Raw genomic sequence first — 17729 nt, forward strand, 5'->3', positions numbered from 1 at the left:
AAAGCGGTTGTGCCGCAGTAGCAGGCATTCTGTAGCATTGGTCGGCGCGCCGTGGGTGCGTCTTTGCTTTATCAGATGGAGAGCGCTATGGCTTGGAATGAGCCGGGTGGCAACTCGAATAATCAGGATCCTTGGGGTGGTAAGCGCCGCAATAATGGCGACCGCAAGGGGCCGCCGGATCTCGACGAGGCCTTCCGAAAGCTGCAGGAAAGCCTGAATGGGTTGTTCGGTGGTGGAAAAAAACGCGGTGGTGACGATGGCGGTCGCACAAGCAAGGGCGGCGGCTATGGCCTGCTGGGCCTTGGGCTTGTCGTGCTCGCGGCCGTGTGGCTGTACAGCGCGGTCTACGTGGTGGACGAGCAGGAGCAAGCCGTGGTGCTGCGCTTCGGCAAGTACTACGAGACTGTCGGCCCGGGCCTGAACATCTACTTCCCGCCGATCGACAAGAAGTACATGGAGAACGTCACGCGTGAGCGTGCCTACACCAAGCAGGGCCAGATGCTGACCGAAGACGAGAACATCGTCGAAGTGCCGCTGACCGTGCAGTACAAGATCAGCAACCTGCAGGACTTCGTGCTGAACGTCGATCAACCTGAGATCAGTCTGCAACAGGCGACTGAGAGCGCCCTGCGCCACGTGGTGGGTTCCACCGCGATGGATCAGGTGCTCACCGAGGGTCGTGAATTGATGGCCAGCGAGATCAAGGAGCGCCTGCAACGGTTCCTCGACACCTATCGCACTGGTATCACCGTCACCCAGGTCAACATACAGAGCGCAGCGGCACCGCGTGAAGTGCAGGAAGCCTTCGATGACGTGATCCGCGCCCGTGAAGACGAGCAGCGTTCGCGCAACCAGGCTGAAACCTACGCCAACGGCGTCGTGCCGGAAGCCCGTGGTCAGGCCCAGCGCATCCTTGAAGATGCCAACGGTTACCGCGATGAAGTGGTCTCCCGCGCCAAGGGTGAGGCGGATCGCTTTACCAAGCTGGTCGCCGAGTACCGCAAGGCACCGGAAGTCACGCGTGAGCGTCTGTACCTAGACACCATGCAGGAAGTCTTCAGCAATACCAGCAAGGTTCTCGTGACCGGCGGCAAGGGTGGGCAGAACAACCTGCTGTACCTGCCGTTGGACAAGATGATCGAGGGTGGACGTAGTGGCGCCAGCGCACCGGCCACCGGTTCGAATGCCGCTGCCAACGAAGCGAGCGCCCGGGCGGCCGCTGACTTGCTGCAACAGCAAACACGTACCAGGGAGAGTCGTTGATGAGCAATAAATCGCTGACCGCCCTGATTGTGGGCGTCGTCGTGGTCATCGCTGCCTGGAACTGCTTCTACATCGTCGCTCAGACCGAGCGTGCGGTGCTGCTGCAATTCGGTCGCGTGGTCCAGGCAGACGTCCAGCCGGGCCTGCATGTGAAAGTCCCCTACGTCAACCAGGTGCGCAAGTTCGACGCGCGCCTGATGACCCTGGATGCACCGACACAGCGTTTCCTGACCCTGGAAAAGAAAGCCGTGATGGTTGACGCCTACGCCAAGTGGCGCGTCAAGGATGCCGAGCGCTTCTACACCGCGACCTCCGGCCTCAAGCAGATTGCCGACGAGCGTTTGTCGCGTCGTCTGGAATCGGGCCTGCGTGACCAGTTCGGTAAACGCACCCTGCACGAGGTGGTGTCCGGTGAACGTGATGCGCTGATGGCGGATATCACCCGTTCGCTGAATACGATGGCGGAAAAAGAGCTGGGGATCGAAGTTGTCGATGTCCGGGTCAAGGCCATCGATCTGCCGAAGGAAGTGAACCGCAGCGTGTTCGAGCGCATGAGCACCGAGCGTGAGCGTGAAGCGCGTGAGCACCGCGCCAAAGGTAACGAACTGGCCGAGGGTATCCGTGCGGATGCCGACCGTCAGCGTCGCGTACTGCTGGCCGAGGCCTATCGCGAGTCTGAAGAGGCGCGTGGTGACGGTGATGCGCAAGCCGCGTCGATCTACGCCAAAGCCTACGGCCAGGACCAGGAGTTCTACGCGTTCTACCGTAGCCTGCGTGCCTACCGTGAAAGCTTTGCGAACAAAACCGACGTCATGGTGCTGGACCCGAGCAGCGACTTCTTCCGCTACCTGGAAAAGTCCAAGTAACTCATTGTTCACTCCCGTCGGGCGGCTAAAACGCCTGGCGGGGTGATCCTTTGAGAAAACGGGTGTATGATGCGGCAGCCGGGAAATTCCCGGCTTTTTTGCGTCTGCATGTTTGATTCGGCAGGCGCGACAGATTTTTCGAGGAAAGTGCCCGACGAGGCCGTTTGCAGGCCGTTCGTCACGTCGCTCTTGCGCGTGGTTTATGCCGGGGGCAGGCATTTTCTGCTTCACTCAAGGCTCGGCCGAGGGCTGGCCGCCCGGATCATAGGGGAATGGCGTAATGGCAACGGTAGACCGCTGGCTGCTGCCAGATGGCATCGAAGAAGTACTGCCACCAGAAGCTGCGCGCATTGAAGTGGCGCGTCGCCAGGTGTTGGATCTGTTCCAGAGCTGGGGTTACGAGTTTGTCGTGACCCCGCATATCGAGTACCTGGAATCCCTGCTGACCGGCGCGGGCCAGGACCTCGATCTGCGCACGTTCAAGGTCATTGACCCGCAATCGGGCCGGCAAATGGGGTTCCGTGCCGACATCACGCCGCAAGTGGCGCGCATTGATGCACACACCCTGCGTCGCGAAGGCCCGAGCCGCCTGTGCTATGCCGGCAGCGTGCTGCATGCAAAGCCGCGGGCGTTGTCGTCGTCGCGCAGCCCGATCCAGTTGGGCGCCGAGTTGTATGGCGATGCCAGCCCGAGCAGCGACGTGGAAGTCATCAGCCTGATGCTGGCCATGCTGCAACTGGCTGACGTGCCGGATGTCCACATGGATCTGGGTCACGTCGGTATCTACCGTGGCCTGGCGCGTGCGGCCGGTTTGTCCGGTGAAGTGGAACAACAGCTGTTCGATGCCCTGCAGCGCAAGGCAATCGATGAAGTCGTCGCCTTGACCGAAGGCGTGCCGGCCGAGCTGGCTGACATGCTGCGTGCGCTGGTGAACCTGTGCGGCGGCCGCGAAGTCCTGGACGCTGCCCGTGAGCGCCTGGCCAATGCGCCGGCGCCGGTATTGGCGGCACTGGATGACGTGCTGGCGATTGCCGCGCAGTTGTCGGCGCGGTTCCCGCAACTGCCGCTGTATTTCGACCTGGGTGAGTTGCGCGGTTACCACTACCACACCGGTGTGGTGTTCGCTGTGTTTGTGCCGGGTGTTGGCCAGGCCATCGCCCAAGGCGGTCGTTATGACGATATCGGCGCCGACTTCGGTCGTGCGCGTCCGGCCACCGGCTTTTCCACCGATTTGAAAACCCTGGTGACCCTGGGGCGTGCTGAGGTCGAGCTGCCGTCTGGTGGCATCTGGATGCCCGACAGTACGGACGCAGCACTCTGGCAGCAGGTTTGTCAGTTGCGCGGTGAGGGTCAGCGTGTCGTCCAGGCGTTGCCTGGGCAGCCATTGGCTGCCGCCCGTGAAGCGGACTGCGACCGGCAATTGATTCTGCAGAACGGGCTTTGGCAAGTATCGCCACTGGCTTCTTGAGTTTTCCTGCCGGCCATCGCCGGCACCAAGTTTGCGCGAATGAGGACAAGTGTTATGGGTAAGAATGTCGTAGTCCTGGGCACCCAATGGGGTGATGAGGGCAAAGGCAAGATCGTTGATCTGCTGACCGAACATGCTGCCGCCGTAGTGCGCTACCAAGGTGGCCACAACGCTGGCCACACCCTGGTCATCGATGGCGAAAAAACCGTCTTGCACCTGATCCCGTCGGGCGTCCTGCGCGAAGGCGTGCAGTGCCTGATCGGCAACGGCGTGGTGGTTGCACCCGACGCCCTGATGCGGGAAATCACCAAGCTGGAAGAGAAAGGCGTACCGGTGCGCGAGCGCCTGCGTATCAGTCCGGCCTGCCCGCTGATCCTGTCCTTCCACGTCGCGCTGGACCAGGCCCGTGAAAAGGCCCGTGGCGAGCTGAAGATCGGTACTACCGGTCGCGGTATCGGCCCAGCCTATGAAGACAAGGTTGCGCGTCGTGGCCTGCGTGTTGGCGACCTGCTCAACATGCCGCGCTTTGAAGACAAACTGCGTGAGTTGGTGGATTACCACAACTTCATGCTGGTGGGTTACTACAAAGAGCCAGCCATCGAATTCGACAAGACCCTGGCCGAATGCAAGGAATACGCTGAGCTGCTCAAGCCGCTGATGCTGGACGTGACGGCCGAGCTGCACGACCTGCGTCGCGCTGGCAAAGACATCATGTTCGAGGGCGCCCAAGGTTCGTTGCTGGACATCGACCACGGTACCTACCCCTACGTGACCAGCTCTAACACCACCGCTGGCGGCGTCGCTACCGGTTCGGGTGTTGGCCCGATGTTCCTGGACTACATCCTGGGCATCACCAAGGCTTACACCACGCGGGTCGGTTCGGGTCCATTCCCGACTGAACTGTTCGACGAAGTGGGCGCGCACCTGGCTAAACAAGGTCACGAGTTTGGCGCGACTACTGGCCGTGCTCGTCGTTGTGGCTGGTTCGATGCCGTTATCCTGCGTCGCGCTATCGATGTGAACAGCATCTCGGGTATCTGCCTGACCAAGCTGGACGTACTCGACGGTCTGGAAACCATCAACATCTGTGTCGGTTATAAAGATGCAGAAGGTAAGGTCGTTGCCCCGACTGACGCTGACAGCTACGTAGGTCTGCAGCCGGTGTACGAAGAAGTACCGGGCTGGATCGAATCGACCGTGGGTGCCAAGGCCCTGGAAGAGCTGCCCGCCAACGCTCGTGCTTACATCAAGCGCGTTGAAGAGCTGATCGGCGCACCGATCGACATTATTTCGACGGGCCCGGACCGCAACGAGACCATCGTTCTGCGTCACCCGTTCGCTTAATAAGCTGTTGATGTAAAACGCAAAGGGCTCCTCAGGGAGCCCTTTTTCGTTTAAGTTCGCCAAACGGCACGACCCTTGCTGTATTTCCTTCTTTCGCGGTGCTATCAAATTAATGGCACCCGTGGTGGAGGGATTCCCGATGTCTGCCGTTCTCTCATTGTTACAAAGTCGTCTGTTGCGGCCGGTGTTCGTTACCCTAGGTATCGCTCTTTTGGTGCAAGTGCTGGTGGCGGTCGCTCTTACTCGGAGCACAGTCACGGCGCTGGAAGCTGATTTGGGCAATCGCCTGGGGGTCGACAGTCAGAAACTGTCCGGCGAATTGGCCCAGGCCGGCAAAGAAGTCACATCCAGCCTGGACAGCTTGTCCAGCAGTACCCGTCAGCGTCTGACCGCTGGGCTTTCCGCGCGCCTGCAGGAAGAGCAGAAGCAACTGCGTGCGACCCTGGAAAAAGACTTGCAAGACTCCGCTAACGACATGGCGCAACTGCTGGCCTCCGTGGCGCCTCGCGCCATGTGGGACAACGATGTGCCGACGCTGTCGGAGTTCGCCCGGCGGGCCCAGCGCAATCCCAACGTGTTGTTCGTGGTCTACGACGACGCCGCCGGTGAGCATCTGACCCGCTATCTGAACCGGGAAAACCCGATCAACCAGGCGCTGCTGGAAAAGGGCAAGGGCGACCGCGCCCTGGATAAAGTGCTGGACGCCGCCAAGGCGGACTCTTCCGTGTACTACGTCGAAGCGTCCATCAGCCCCAACGGTGTCGAGATCGGCAAGGTTCGCATGGGGGTCTCGACCGCGTCGGTGGAAGCCAACCTGCAGGCGCTGGATAAGCGCTTTGCGACACTGATCGCCAGCGGCGATCAGTTGGTGGGCGATAGCCTCAAAGGTGCGGCGGCCGATAGCGCGGCCGCCATGGGCGCGAGGTTGCAGTCGGCGCAGGCGACCGCCACCCAGATGACCGCCAACACCACCAATGCCGTGCAGGACGCGGCGGGCACCTTGCGCTGGCGCATCGGTATGGGGCTCGCGGCGGTCGGCTTCGGTGTGCTGCTGTTGATCGCGGTGGTGCTCGGGCGGCGGGTGGTCAATCGCCTGAAACTGTTGATCGCGGCCATGGATGATCTGGCGGCGGGCGAGGGCGACCTGACCAAGCGTGTGCAGATCAACAGCAAAGATGAGATCGGCGACATGGCGTCGGCGGTCAATCGCTTTGTGGATAAGTTGCAGCCCATCGTGCGCGAGGCCGGCGATGTAGCGCAGCGTACCGGTGTGGAAATCGGCGCGATGACCTTGCGCAATGCCGGCGCCGATGCGGCTGCCGGTTTGCAGCGCGACGAAGTGGCCGAGAGCCTGCGCGCGCTGTCGCAGATGGCGGATGAGGCGCAGGCCGAAAGCCATGCGATGCAAGCCGCTCTGCAGCAGGTGGTGGATATTCGCCAGGCCACGGATGAAAACTCACGCACTTCGGCTGAAGTCGGCAGCTTGATCGAAGCGCTGGCGGGCCAGGTGCAGGCCGGTTCCAAGGTCATCGAGCGCCTCGCCGCGCAAAGCGAGCAGATCGAAGTGGTATTGACGGTGATCCATGGCATCGCCGAGCAGACCAACCTGCTGGCGCTCAACGCGGCCATCGAAGCGGCGCGTGCCGGTGAGACCGGGCGTGGCTTTGCGGTGGTGGCGGACGAGGTGCGTGCGCTGGCGAGTAAAACCCAAAGCTCCACCGGCGATATCCAGGCACATATCGTGGCGTTGCAGCAGGGCGCGCGCGAGGCCGTCGAAACCATTGGCAAGGCCGGGCGCCAGGCCAACGAAGGCTTGCTGGTGCTGCGCGACAGTGTGCGCTTGCAGCAGACGGTGCAGGCCTCGGTGGAGCAGGTGCATGCGGCGATTGGCCTGGCCACTCGTGCGGCCGAGCATCAGGCCCAGGGCGCGCATGCGGTGCGTGGGCGGGTCGAGGTGATCCATGCCCAGGCCGAGCGTGCCGCACAGGCTGTGGTGGAAACCACGGCCAGCGGCAAGGTGCTGGATGGCTTGGCGGCGCAGTTGAAGGCGAGCCTGGGGCAGTTCCGGGCTTAGTGTGGTCTGTGCCGTCGCTATCGGGAGCAAGCTCCCTCCCACATTCGACTGCATTCCAAAGCTGGAACCCAGTCAACTGTGGGAGGGGGCTTGCCCCCGATAGCGGTTTCAGCGACTCAGATACATCCGCGTCGTGAGCAAATAAACCGGCAACCCCGACACCAGAATCAACAACGCCGCATACGGCGCCGCCGCCGCGAATTCGATATTCGAGGTATGCGCCCACACCGCCGTCGCCAGGGTATTCAGCCCGGTTGGGCTGAGCAGCAATGTCGCGGTCAATTCCTTCATTGCATCGAGAAACACCAGCGCGAATGCCGCCCCCAAAGCCGGGAAAATAATCGGCAGGGTCACTCGGCAAAAGGCACTGAACGACGACGCACCCAACGTGCGTGCAGCCTCTTCCAACTGCGGTGCCGCCTTGTTCAAGGCTGTCCGGATCGGCGCCTGGGCCAGCGGCAGAAACAGCAGCGCATAGGCAATCAGCAGCAGTGCCGACGTCTGGTACAGCGCCGGCACGTAGTGCAAGGCGAAGTACACCAGCGTCAGCGCAATCACCAGGCCGGGCAGGGCGTGCAGCAAGTACGGCAGGCGCTCGGCCCAGAGCGCCAGCGGGCCTTTGTAGCGCACCACCAGCAACCCCACCGGCACCGCGAGTGCCAGGCACAGTGCCGCGCCGCCCAGCGACAGCGCCAGGGAGGACAGCAGCGCCTCACCAATCTCGGCCACCGGGAACGCGGCCGACGAGCCCACCGCCAGCCAATAGCCGAGCATCCCCAGCGGAATGCCGCTGCCGATGATCGCCAGCGCCAGGCAATACAGCTGCCCCAATGGCGCCCACTTGCCCAGTCGGACCTGTTCCGCATGCCGCGCCGCGCCCTGGCCGATCCGCACATGTCGACCCTTGCCGCGCACGCGCAGTTCCAGCCACAGCAGCGTCAAGCACATTGCCAGCAACACCGCCGACAGCATCGCTGCATTGGCGTTGCTGAATTCCAGTTCGAATTGCTGATAGATCGCCGTAGTAAAGGTCTGCAGGCCGATGATCGACAGCGCGCCGAATTCCACCAGCATATGCAGCGCGATCAACAATGCCCCGGCCAACAGCGACGGCCACAGCAAGGGCAGGGTGATGCGCCGGAACACGCCCCAGCGATTCAGCCCCAGGGTGCGCGCGGACTCTTCGAGGGAGGGGTCGAGATTGCGCAGGGTCGCCGCCACCGGCAGAAACACCAGCGGGTATTTCGACAGGGTCATCACCAGGATCGCCCCGCCGAGCCCTTCGAAGTTAGCGCTCAGCGACACCCAGGTGAAGCCGCTGACAAACGCCGGCACCGCAAACGGCAGGCACAGGATCACGCCCCAGAGACGGCGCCCCGGCAGGTTGCTGCGCTCCAGCAGCCAGGCGAGGGATAGGCCGATCACGCCGCACGCCAGCGTCACCCCGACCATCAGCGCCAGGGTGTTGCGCAGCAGCCCGAACACATACGGGCGCCACAGCAGATGCACGGCCTCCGCCCAGCCGGCTTGCCAGGCCTTGAGCCCAACATACGCCAGCGGCAGCAGGCTCAAGCCCACCAGGAACAGCACAGGCAGCAACAGCCAGATCGACGGGCGCTTGCGTCGCGGGCTGTAGCCCCCGTGCAGGGCGGGAGCGCGGAGCGATGGGTTCATCAGTTCAGGCCAACGTCACGTTCCAGGTCCAGGGCTTCTTGCGCGTTGCCCAGGTCGGCGGGGGTGACTTTCGGTGGCTGCAGCTCGCTGAACGGCTTCAGGCCGCGACTGGACTCCATGCCCTTGCGCAGCGGGTATTCGGCCGAGGTGTTGGTGATCACGCGCTGGCCTTCTTCGCTGACCATGAACGCCAGCAGTTGCTGGGCTTCTTGCGGGTGCTTGCTGGATTTCAGCGCGGCAGCGGAAGACACGGTGATCAGGCCGCCGGCATCGCCGTTGGTGAAGTAGTGCAGTTGCGAGTCCAGGTTGGTTTTTTCCTTCTTCAGGGCAAACCAGTAGTAGTTGTTCACCAGCACGCTGGCGACTTCGCCGTTTTCCACGGCTTTGAGGGCGACCATATTGTTGCTGTACACCTTGCCGAAGGCGCGCAGGCCGGTCAGCCATTCTTCGGCGGCTTCGCGACCGTGCAGCTTGATGATCGCCACGGCTTGTTCCTGGAACGCGCCGCTGGTGGGCACGAAGCCGACCTTGCCTTGCCATTCGGGGCGGGCGAAATCCAGGACCGACGTGGGCAGGTCTTTCTCGGCGATCAGTTTTGGGTTGAAGGCCACGACGCGGGTGCGTGCGGTCACGCCCATCCAGTCGCCCTGGCTGCCGATGTAATCCTTGGGCAATACCTCAAGGGTGCCGGCGTCGATTTTCGCCAGCAGGCCTTGCTCGCCGAGTTTGTTCAACGGCGGCGATTCTTCGGTGTAGATCACATCGGCCGGGGAGCGCGCGCCTTCTTCGACGACCTGGCTGGCCAGCTGGTTGCTGCTGCCTTTGCGCACGTTGACGTGAATGCCGGTCTTGGCTTCGAAGGCTTTGGCGAGTTCATCGCCGACTTCTTTGTGTTGGCCGTTGTACAGGGTCAGGGCAACCTTGTCGGCGCAATAGGCGGTGGGCGAGAGCAGGGTCAGGCCGAGCAGAGTGAAGCTAAGGCCACGCAGAAGGGATGTCTTGAGATGGGTGCCACGGATCATCATCCGGAAGTTTCCTCGCTTGAGTGCAACAAATCGTTGCAAGGATAAACGATAAAGCTTCTCAAGTGCGGATGAAGGAGAAATCCAGGGGGCGGTTTTCACACCCCGGAAACGAAAAAACCCGCTTTCGCGGGTTTGATCTGAATTTGGTGCCCAGGAGAAGACTCGAACTTCCACGACCTTGCGATCACCAGCACCTGAAGCTGGCGTGTCTACCAATTTCACCACCTGGGCATTATCAAGCAACGTTGCCGCTGTTGATGGAGCGAACTATACGGAGCGCTTTTTGATCTGTAAACCCCTGATTCGAAAATATAAATCAGTTTTTCGTTAAGAATCAAAGGACTGTAACGCAAAAACCCGCTTTCGCGGGTTTCTTGATAACTCAAGGCTGACCTCGAGTTTTGAATTGGTGCCCAGAAGAAGACTCGAACTTCCACGACCTTGCGGTCACCAGCACCTGAAGCTGGCGTGTCTACCAATTTCACCATCTGGGCAGTATCTTCAACGTTGCCGTCGTCGATGGCGCGCACTATACGGAGTGGCTTTTGAACTGTAAACCCCTGCCATGAAAAAAGCCTGGAAAATTTCGCCAATGGTCGTACAAGGTGCGTGTTGGCGGTCACAAAGTGCTTTAAAACGCTTGTTGACGCCTGAAATTTCCCGTTTCAATACGCGTATGCCAAACTAACCCGCATATAGACAAGGTGAAAACTCTCTAATGGCCGATTGGCAGTCCCTCGATCCCGAGGCCGCTCGTGAAGCGGAAAAATATGAAAACCCTATTCCTAGCCGCGAACTGATCCTGGCGCATCTCGCCGATCGTGGTTCGCCTGCTAGCCGCGAGCAGTTGGTTGAAGAATTCGGTCTGACCACCGAAGACCAGCTCGAAGCCCTGCGCCGCCGTCTGCGTGCCATGGAGCGCGATGCTCAGTTGATCTACACCCGCCGTGGCACCTATGCGCCCGTGGACAAGCTCGACCTGATCCTGGGTCGCATTGCCGGCCACCGTGACGGCTTCGGCTTCCTGATCCCGGATGACGGCAGCGACGACCTGTTCATGAGCCCGGCGCAAATGCGCCTGGTGTTCGATGGCGACCGTGCGCTGGCGCGCGTGTCGGGCCTGGACCGTCGCGGCCGCCGTGAAGGCGTGATCGTCGAAGTGGTGTCCCGTGCTCATGAGTCCATCGTCGGGCGTTACTTCGAAGAAGGCGGCATCGGCTTCGTCATTCCGGACAACCCGAAGGTCCAGCAGGAAGTGCTGGTGACCCCGGGCCGCAATGGAGCGGCCAAGGTCGGTCAGTTCGTGGAGGTGAAAATCACCCACTGGCCGACCCCGCGCTTCCAGCCTCAGGGCGATATCATCGAAGTGGTCGGCAACTACATGGCGCCGGGCATGGAAATCGACGTCGCGCTGCGCACCTACGATATTCCTCACGTCTGGCCCGAAGCCGTGCTCAAGGAAGCCGCCAAGCTCAAGCCGGAAGTCGAAGAGAAGGACAAAGAAAAGCGCATCGACCTGCGCCATCTGCCGTTCGTCACCATCGACGGCGAAGACGCCCGCGACTTCGACGATGCGGTGTATTGCGAAGCCAAGCCTGGCAAGTTGCGCCTGTTCTCCGGCGGCTGGAAGTTGTACGTGGCGATTGCCGACGTCTCCAGCTACGTGAAGATCGGTTCGGCGCTGGATAACGAAGCCCAGGTGCGCGGCAACTCCGTGTATTTCCCTGAGCGCGTGATCCCGATGCTGCCTGAGCAGTTGTCCAACGGCCTGTGCTCGCTGAACCCGAAAGTCGACCGTTTGGCCATGGTGTGCGAGATGACCCTCTCGAAAACCGGCGAAATGACCGACTACCAGTTCTACGAAGCGGTGATCCACTCTCAGGCGCGCCTGACCTACAACAAGGTCAGCACCATCCTGGAAACGCCGAAGACCAGCGAAGCCAAGGCCCTGCGTGCCGAGTACGCCGGTGTGGTGCCGCATCTCAAGCAGCTGTATGCGCTGTACAAGGTGCTGCTGGGCGCACGTCATGTGCGTGGCGCGATCGATTTTGAAACCCAGGAAACCCGGATCATCTTCGGTTCCGAGCGCAAGATCGCCGAGATCACCCCGACCACCCGCAACGACGCGCACAAGCTGATCGAGGAATGCATGCTGGCGGCCAACGTGGCCACCGCTGAATTCCTGAAGAAGCACGAAATTCCTGCGTTGTACCGGGTACACGACGGCCCGCCGCCGGAGCGTCTGGAAAAACTGCGCGCCTTCCTCGGCGAGCTCGGCCTGTCCCTGCATAAAGGCAAGGACGGCCCGTCGCCGAAGGATTACCAGGCACTGCTGGCCAGCATCAAGGACCGTCCGGATTTCCACCTGATCCAGACCGTGATGCTGCGTTCGCTGAGCCAGGCGGTGTACAGCGCCGACAATCAGGGCCACTTCGGCCTGAATTACGAGGCGTACACCCACTTCACCTCGCCGATCCGTCGTTACCCGGACTTGCTCACGCACCGCGCGATCCGCAGCGTGATCCACTCCAAGCAGGACACCCCGCACGTCAAGCGCGCCGGTGCCATGACCATTCCGAAGGCGCGGATCTATCCTTACGACGAAGCGGCCCTGGAACAGCTCGGCGAGCAGTGCTCCATGAGCGAGCGCCGTGCCGACGAAGCCACCCGCGACGTCGTGAACTGGCTCAAGTGCGAGTTCATGAAGGACCGCGTGGGCGAGTCGTTCCCTGGCGTGATCACGGCCGTGACCGGCTTTGGTCTGTTTGTCGAACTGACCGATATCTACGTCGAGGGCCTGGTGCATGTCACCGCCTTGCCGGGTGACTACTATCACTTCGATCCTGTGCATCACCGCCTGGCGGGCGAGCGTACCGGTCGCAGTTTCCGCCTGGGCGACACGGTCGAAGTGCGCGTCATGCGCGTCGACCTGGACGAACGCAAGATCGACTTCGAGATGGCCGAAAAAACCATCGCCGCGCCGATCGGCCGTAAAAAACGTGGCAGCGAAACCGCCGCGCCGGCCACCCAAGGCAAGGGCGCTCCTGCGAAAGCCGCGGTTGCCGAGCCTGCGCCGGCCAAGGCCGGCCGTCGTCCGGCGGCCAAGGACAAGGTTCCCGAGGCCTACCGCCCAAGCGACGCAGCGGCGAAAAACGCCGAACTGCGCAGAAGCCGTGAGTTGAAGCAGCAGTTGCTCAACGAAGCCAAAAGCGGTGGTAAAGCGGCGTCTGGGGGAAAGCCCCACACGGCGGAAAAGCCGTCGAGCAAGCCCAGTAAACACCGTAAAGGCCCGCCAAAAGCGGGTTCGGCCCCCGCGAAAAGCGGCGGGTCGCGTAAACCTAAGGCCAAGTCATGAGTCTGGAAAAAATCTACGGCGTCCACGCCGTAGAAGCACTGCTGCGTCATCACCCTAAGCGCGTCAAACAGGTTTGGCTGGCGGAAGGTCGCAGCGAGCCGCGCGTGCAGGCGCTGGTCGAGTTGGCCAACGAAAACCGTGTGGCGATCGGCCAGGCCGAGCGTCGCGAAATGGACGTGTGGGTTGAAGGCGTCCACCAGGGCGTCGTCGCGGATGTCAGCCCGAGCCAGGTATGGGGCGAGGCCATGCTCGACGAGTTGCTCGACCGCACCGAAGGCGCACCGCTGTTGCTGGTGCTGGACGGCGTGACCGACCCGCACAACCTCGGCGCCTGCCTGCGTTCTGCGGATGCTGCCGGTGCGCTGGCGGTGATCGTGCCCAAGGACAAGTCGGCCACGTTGACGCCGGTTGTGCGTAAAGTCGCATGCGGCGCGGCGGAAGTGATTCCGTTGGTGGCCGTGACCAACCTCGCGCGCACCCTGGAGAAACTCCAGCAGCGCGGCCTGTGGGTCGTGGGCACGGCGGGGGAGGCCGAGGTCAGCATTTATGACCAGGACCTCACCGGTCCGACCATCCTGATCATGGGCGCCGAAGGCAAGGGCATGCGTCGCCTGACTCGCGAGCATTGCGATTATCTGGTTCATCTGCCGATGGCTGGCAGCGTCAGCAGTCTCAACGTATCGGTCGCTACCGGCGTGTGCCTGTTCGAAGCCCAGCGCCAGCGCGGTGCGAAGGCCAAGACCAAGAAGTAATGTCGGGCCTGGCATAGATGCAAAATGTGGGAGGGGGCTTGCGCCCGATTGCGGTAGATCAGTTACCTATAATGTGACTGTCTCACCGCAATCGGGAGCAAGCCTCCTCCCACTTTTGTTTTGTGGTGCCTGGAAGATTGTTCAAATAATCACCAATCACCTTGCGCCCTTCCTCCCCCTTCTCTACAATTGCGCCCCTTGCCTTCCTGGCAGGCACCGATGTGCCTCCCTGCGGCAAGATCCATAAGTGTCATTCACTCCTTGTCTGACCGTTTTTGAGCGGCAGGCTACAACCCGTAAGGAGCATTCATGCGTCATTACGAAATCATCTTTTTGGTCCACCCGGATCAAAGCGAGCAAGTCGGCGGCATGGTAGAGCGTTACACCAAGCTGATCGAAGAAGACGGCGGCAAAATCCACCGTCTGGAAGATTGGGGCCGTCGTCAACTGGCCTACGCAATCAACAATGTTCACAAGGCTCACTACGTGATGCTGAACGTTGAATGCACTGGCAAGGCCCTGGCCGAGCTGGAAGACAACTTCCGCTACAACGATGCTGTGATCCGTAACCTGGTCATCCGTCGCGAAGAAGCCGTTACCGGCCAATCCGAGATGCTCAAGGCTGAAGAAAACCGCAGTGAGCGCCGTGAGCGTCGCGACCGTCCTGAGCACGAAGGCGCTGAAAGCGCTGATAGTGATGACAGCGACAACAGCGATAACGCTGACGAGTAATCCACGGACCTTTTAAGGAGCCTATCAAATGGCACGTTTCTTCCGTCGTCGTAAATTCTGCCGCTTCACCGCTGAAGACGTGAAAGAGATCGATTACAAAGATCTCAACACTCTGAAAGCCTACGTATCCGAGACCGGCAAAATCGTTCCAAGCCGTATCACCGGTACCAAAGCACGTTATCAGCGTCAGCTGGCCACCGCTATCAAGCGCGCCCGCTTCCTGGCCCTGCTGGCCTACACCGACAGCCACGGCCGCTGAGACCGGGCAGTCGACAAGTAGTAAGGGATTGAATGCATGCGCGCCTTAGCTGAGTTCATCATGCGCGGTCGCGTGCAGGCCACTCTGGTAGTGGCTGGATGTGCAGCATTGCCGTTGTTGTATTGGTTGGGTGCTGCCGCGGGATGCCTTGTGCTTCTGCGGCGCGGTTTGCAGGATGCCGTTGGCGTCCTGGCCCTGGGGTTGCTGGCCGCCTTGATCTGGTGGCTGCAATTGGGCGAACCCAAAGTGCTTATGGTGCTGCTGGGGTCGTCGAGCCTTGCGTTGGTTTTACGCGCAAGTGAGTCCTGGGTCCGCACGCTGCTGGTCAGCGTGGCATTGGGGTTGGTGTTTTCAGTGTTGCTCGGCGCGGCTTTCCACCCGCAAATCGAGGCGCTGGCGCAAGAGATCGTCAAGGTCCTGCCGCTGGCTCTCGGGGAGCTCTACCAGCAATTGTCGGTAGACGAGCGAGCGCGCCTTGCGGCGCTGATAGCACCGGCCCTGATCGGCCTGATGGCGGTGGTGTTGCAGATTGTCAGTGTGCTGAGCCTGATGCTTGGGCGTTACTGGCAGGCGTTGTTGTACAACCCGGGTGGTTTTGGTCGCGAGTTTCGCAGTATCAGAATTCCCGCGGGCCCGGCGATGTTGCTGCTGGCATGCATGGTGGTCGGACCGAACTTCGGTCCAGAGGCGGCCTTGTTATTGCTGTTTTGCAGCGTACCGCTGGTGTTCTCCGGGCTGGCCCTGATTCACGGGCTGGTGGCGCAGAAGCGCCTGGCCAGGTTCTGGCTGGTGGGGTTGTACGTCACGCTGATGCTGTTCATGCAGCTGATCTATCCGTTACTCGTGGTTTTGGCCATTGTCGACGGCCTGATTGATTTTCGCGGTCGTCTGGCGCCGAAAGACGCCGATAACGCGAACGGTGAAGGTTAAAAGTTAGAGGATTTTCACATGCAACTGATCCTTCTGGAAAAAGTCGCCAACCTGGGCAACCTGGGCGACAAAGTGAACGTTAAGGCCGGCTACGGTCGTAACTACCTGCTGCCATACGGCAAAGCTACCGCTGCAACCGCTGCCAACCTGGCTGCGTTTGAAGAGCGTCGTGCTGAGCTGGAAAAAGCAGCAGCAGACAAAAAAGCTTCGGCCGAAACTCGCGCTGCCCAACTGGCTGAGCTGGAAGTGACTATCACTGCCACCGCCGGTGACGAAGGCAAGCTGTTCGGTTCGATCGGCACCCACGACATCGCTGACGCACTGACCGCCTCTGGCGTTGAAGTTGCGAAAAGCGAAGTTCGTCTGCCGAACGGCACCATCCGCAACGTAGGTGAATTCGACGTAGCCGTGCACCTGCACGCTGAAGTTGAAGCCACTGTACGCGTTGTCGTGGTAGCAGCTTAAGTCGCACCTAACTGACTGGCACCTCGCGTGCCAGGCGGTTAACATCGGGCACGATCCTGTTTACAGGTCGTGCCTTTTGTTTTTTACACATCCCCTAATTCCAAGTGGCCATGAACGATATTTCAGCTCCTGAGCAATACGATCTGCAAACCGCTGCCCTGAAGGTGCCGCCGCATTCCATCGAGGCCGAACAGGCCGTGCTCGGTGGTTTGATGCTGGACAACAACGCCTGGGAACGCGTGCTGGATCAAGTCTCGGACGGTGATTTCTATCGTCATGACCACCGCCTGATCTTCCGTGCCATCGCCAAGCTGGCCGACCAGAACTCACCGATCGACGTGGTGACCCTGGCCGAGCAGCTGGACAAGGAAGGCCAGACCTCCCAGGTCGGCGGCCTGGGCTACCTCGGTGAGTTGGCCAAAAACACGCCGTCCGTCGCCAACATCAAGGCATATGCCCAGATCGTTCGCGAGCGCGCCACCTTGCGCCAGTTGATCGGCATCAGCACCGAAATCGCCGACAGCGCCTTCAACCCCGAAGGTCGCAGCGCCGCCGAGATCCTTGACGAGGCCGAGCGCCAGATCTTCCAGATCGCCGAAGCCCGGCCGAAAACCGGCGGCCCGGTCAGCGTCAACGACCTGCTGACCAAGGCCATCGACCGCATCGATACGCTGTTCAACACCGACAATGCCATCACCGGCATCTCCACCGGTTACACCGACCTCGACGAGAAGACCAGCGGCCTGCAGCCGTCCGACCTGATCATCGTCGCCGGCCGTCCATCCATGGGTAAAACCACCTTTGCGATGAACCTGGTGGAAAACGCCGTGTTGCGCAGTGACAAGACCGTGCTGGTGTACTCCCTGGAGATGCCAGGCGAATCGCTGATCATGCGGATGCTCTCGTCCCTGGGCCGTATCGACCAGACCAAAGTGCGTGCCGGTCGCCTGGAAGACGACGATTGGCCGCGCCTGACCTCGGCGGTCAACCTGCTCAACGACCGCAAACTGTTCATCGATGACACCGCGGGCATCAGCCCGTCGGAGATGCGCGCGCGTACCCGCCGCCTGGTGCGTGAACACGGCGATATCGCCCTGATCATGATCGACTACCTGCAACTGATGCAGATCCCGGGTTCCAGCGGCGACAACCGGACCAACGAGATTTCCGAGATCTCCCGGTCCTTGAAAGCCCTGGCCAAGGAATTCAACTGCCCGGTGGTGGCGCTGTCGCAGCTCAACCGTTCCCTGGAACAACGCCCCAACAAGCGCCCGGTGAACTCCGACTTGCGTGAATCCGGAGCGATCGAGCAGGATGCCGACGTGATCATGTTCGTCTACCGTGACGAGGTGTATCACCCGGAGACCGAGCACAAAGGCATTGCCGAAATCATCATCGGCAAGCAGCGGAACGGCCCGATCGGCTTTATCCGCCTGGCGTTCATCGGCAAATACACGCGTTTCGAGAACCTTGCGCCGGGCAGTTACAACTTCGACGACGACGAATAATCCTTCTGTTCAAT

General features: G+C 61.1%; 14 protein-coding genes and 2 tRNA genes. 12 read left to right on the top strand and 4 right to left on the bottom strand.

Annotation, left to right across the window (positions count from 1 at the left end; genetic code table 11):
- Positions 1 to 87 precede the first annotated feature (87 nt).
- From hflK to RGV59_RS08465, 5 genes are all read left to right on the top strand, one after another.
- The gene (hflK, locus tag RGV59_RS08445; RefSeq protein ID WP_017849754.1) at positions 88 to 1263 is read left to right on the top strand and encodes an FtsH protease activity modulator HflK; all 1176 of its coding nucleotides are present in this window, start codon (positions 88 to 90) and stop codon (positions 1261 to 1263) included.
- Complete coding sequence (hflC, locus tag RGV59_RS08450; protein ID WP_017849753.1) at positions 1263 to 2129, top strand: protease modulator HflC; 867 nt, start codon at positions 1263 to 1265, stop codon at positions 2127 to 2129. Before hflK ends, hflC begins: the two co-directional genes overlap by 1 nt.
- A 280-nt stretch (positions 2130 to 2409) precedes the next feature.
- Positions 2410 to 3597 (top strand): ATP phosphoribosyltransferase regulatory subunit, encoded by a 1188-nt coding sequence (locus RGV59_RS08455; RefSeq protein WP_017849752.1) that lies wholly within the window; start codon positions 2410 to 2412, stop codon positions 3595 to 3597.
- A gap of 54 nt (positions 3598 to 3651) precedes the next feature.
- Positions 3652 to 4941 (top strand): adenylosuccinate synthase, encoded by a 1290-nt coding sequence (locus RGV59_RS08460; protein WP_102617174.1) that lies wholly within the window; start codon positions 3652 to 3654, stop codon positions 4939 to 4941.
- 139 nt (positions 4942 to 5080) lie between these two features.
- Positions 5081 to 7015, top strand: a complete 1935-nt coding sequence (locus RGV59_RS08465) for a methyl-accepting chemotaxis protein (RefSeq protein WP_026140382.1) — start codon at positions 5081 to 5083, stop codon at positions 7013 to 7015.
- 108 nt (positions 7016 to 7123) lie between these two features.
- On the opposite strand, the gene RGV59_RS08470 is transcribed toward RGV59_RS08465, so the two are convergent.
- The 4 genes from RGV59_RS08470 to RGV59_RS08485 all read right to left on the bottom strand — a co-directional run bounded on the left by RGV59_RS08470 (position 7124) and on the right by RGV59_RS08485 (position 10208).
- Positions 7124 to 8689, bottom strand: coding sequence for an ABC transporter permease (locus RGV59_RS08470; RefSeq protein ID WP_102617173.1), 1566 nt, complete (start codon positions 8687 to 8689; stop codon positions 7124 to 7126).
- Positions 8689 to 9714, bottom strand: a complete 1026-nt coding sequence (locus RGV59_RS08475) for an extracellular solute-binding protein (protein ID WP_126585377.1) — start codon at positions 9712 to 9714, stop codon at positions 8689 to 8691. The genes RGV59_RS08470 and RGV59_RS08475 overlap by 1 nt, the downstream gene beginning before the upstream one ends.
- Positions 9715 to 9858: 144 nt before the next feature.
- Positions 9859 to 9945: transfer RNA gene (locus RGV59_RS08480), tRNA-Leu, on the bottom strand.
- A gap of 176 nt (positions 9946 to 10121) precedes the next feature.
- Positions 10122 to 10208: transfer RNA gene (locus RGV59_RS08485), tRNA-Leu, on the bottom strand.
- Between the two features lie 224 nt (positions 10209 to 10432).
- On the opposite strand from RGV59_RS08485, the gene rnr reads away from it, so the two are divergent.
- The 7 genes from rnr (at position 10433) to dnaB (ending at position 17715) form a co-directional block, all read left to right on the top strand.
- Entirely contained in the window at positions 10433 to 13069 is a 2637-nt protein-coding gene (gene rnr, locus RGV59_RS08490) for a ribonuclease R (RefSeq protein WP_126585378.1), read from the top strand.
- Positions 13066 to 13821 (top strand): 23S rRNA (guanosine(2251)-2'-O)-methyltransferase RlmB, encoded by a 756-nt coding sequence (rlmB, locus tag RGV59_RS08495; RefSeq protein ID WP_046384896.1) that lies wholly within the window; start codon positions 13066 to 13068, stop codon positions 13819 to 13821. Before rnr ends, rlmB begins: the two co-directional genes overlap by 4 nt.
- A gap of 309 nt (positions 13822 to 14130) precedes the next feature.
- Positions 14131 to 14553, top strand: a complete 423-nt coding sequence (gene rpsF / locus RGV59_RS08500) for a 30S ribosomal protein S6 (protein ID WP_003217491.1) — start codon at positions 14131 to 14133, stop codon at positions 14551 to 14553.
- 28 nt (positions 14554 to 14581) lie between these two features.
- The gene (rpsR, locus tag RGV59_RS08505; RefSeq protein WP_002551829.1) at positions 14582 to 14812 is read left to right on the top strand and encodes a 30S ribosomal protein S18; all 231 of its coding nucleotides are present in this window, start codon (positions 14582 to 14584) and stop codon (positions 14810 to 14812) included.
- A 36-nt stretch (positions 14813 to 14848) separates the two neighbouring features.
- Positions 14849 to 15742 carry a hypothetical protein gene (locus tag RGV59_RS08510; protein ID WP_057003678.1) on the top strand — a complete coding sequence of 298 codons (894 nt, stop codon included), beginning with the start codon at positions 14849 to 14851 and terminating at the stop codon, positions 15740 to 15742.
- A gap of 18 nt (positions 15743 to 15760) precedes the next feature.
- Positions 15761 to 16207 carry a 50S ribosomal protein L9 gene (gene rplI, locus RGV59_RS08515; RefSeq protein ID WP_010563337.1) on the top strand — a complete coding sequence of 149 codons (447 nt, stop codon included), beginning with the start codon at positions 15761 to 15763 and terminating at the stop codon, positions 16205 to 16207.
- Between the two features lie 110 nt (positions 16208 to 16317).
- Complete coding sequence (dnaB, locus tag RGV59_RS08520) at positions 16318 to 17715, top strand: replicative DNA helicase (protein WP_017849744.1); 1398 nt, start codon at positions 16318 to 16320, stop codon at positions 17713 to 17715.
- Positions 17716 to 17729 lie beyond the last annotated feature (14 nt).

This window comes from Pseudomonas sp. FG1, assembly GCF_034313875.1.
Taxonomy (GTDB): Bacteria; Pseudomonadota; Gammaproteobacteria; order Pseudomonadales; family Pseudomonadaceae; genus Aquipseudomonas; species Aquipseudomonas veronii.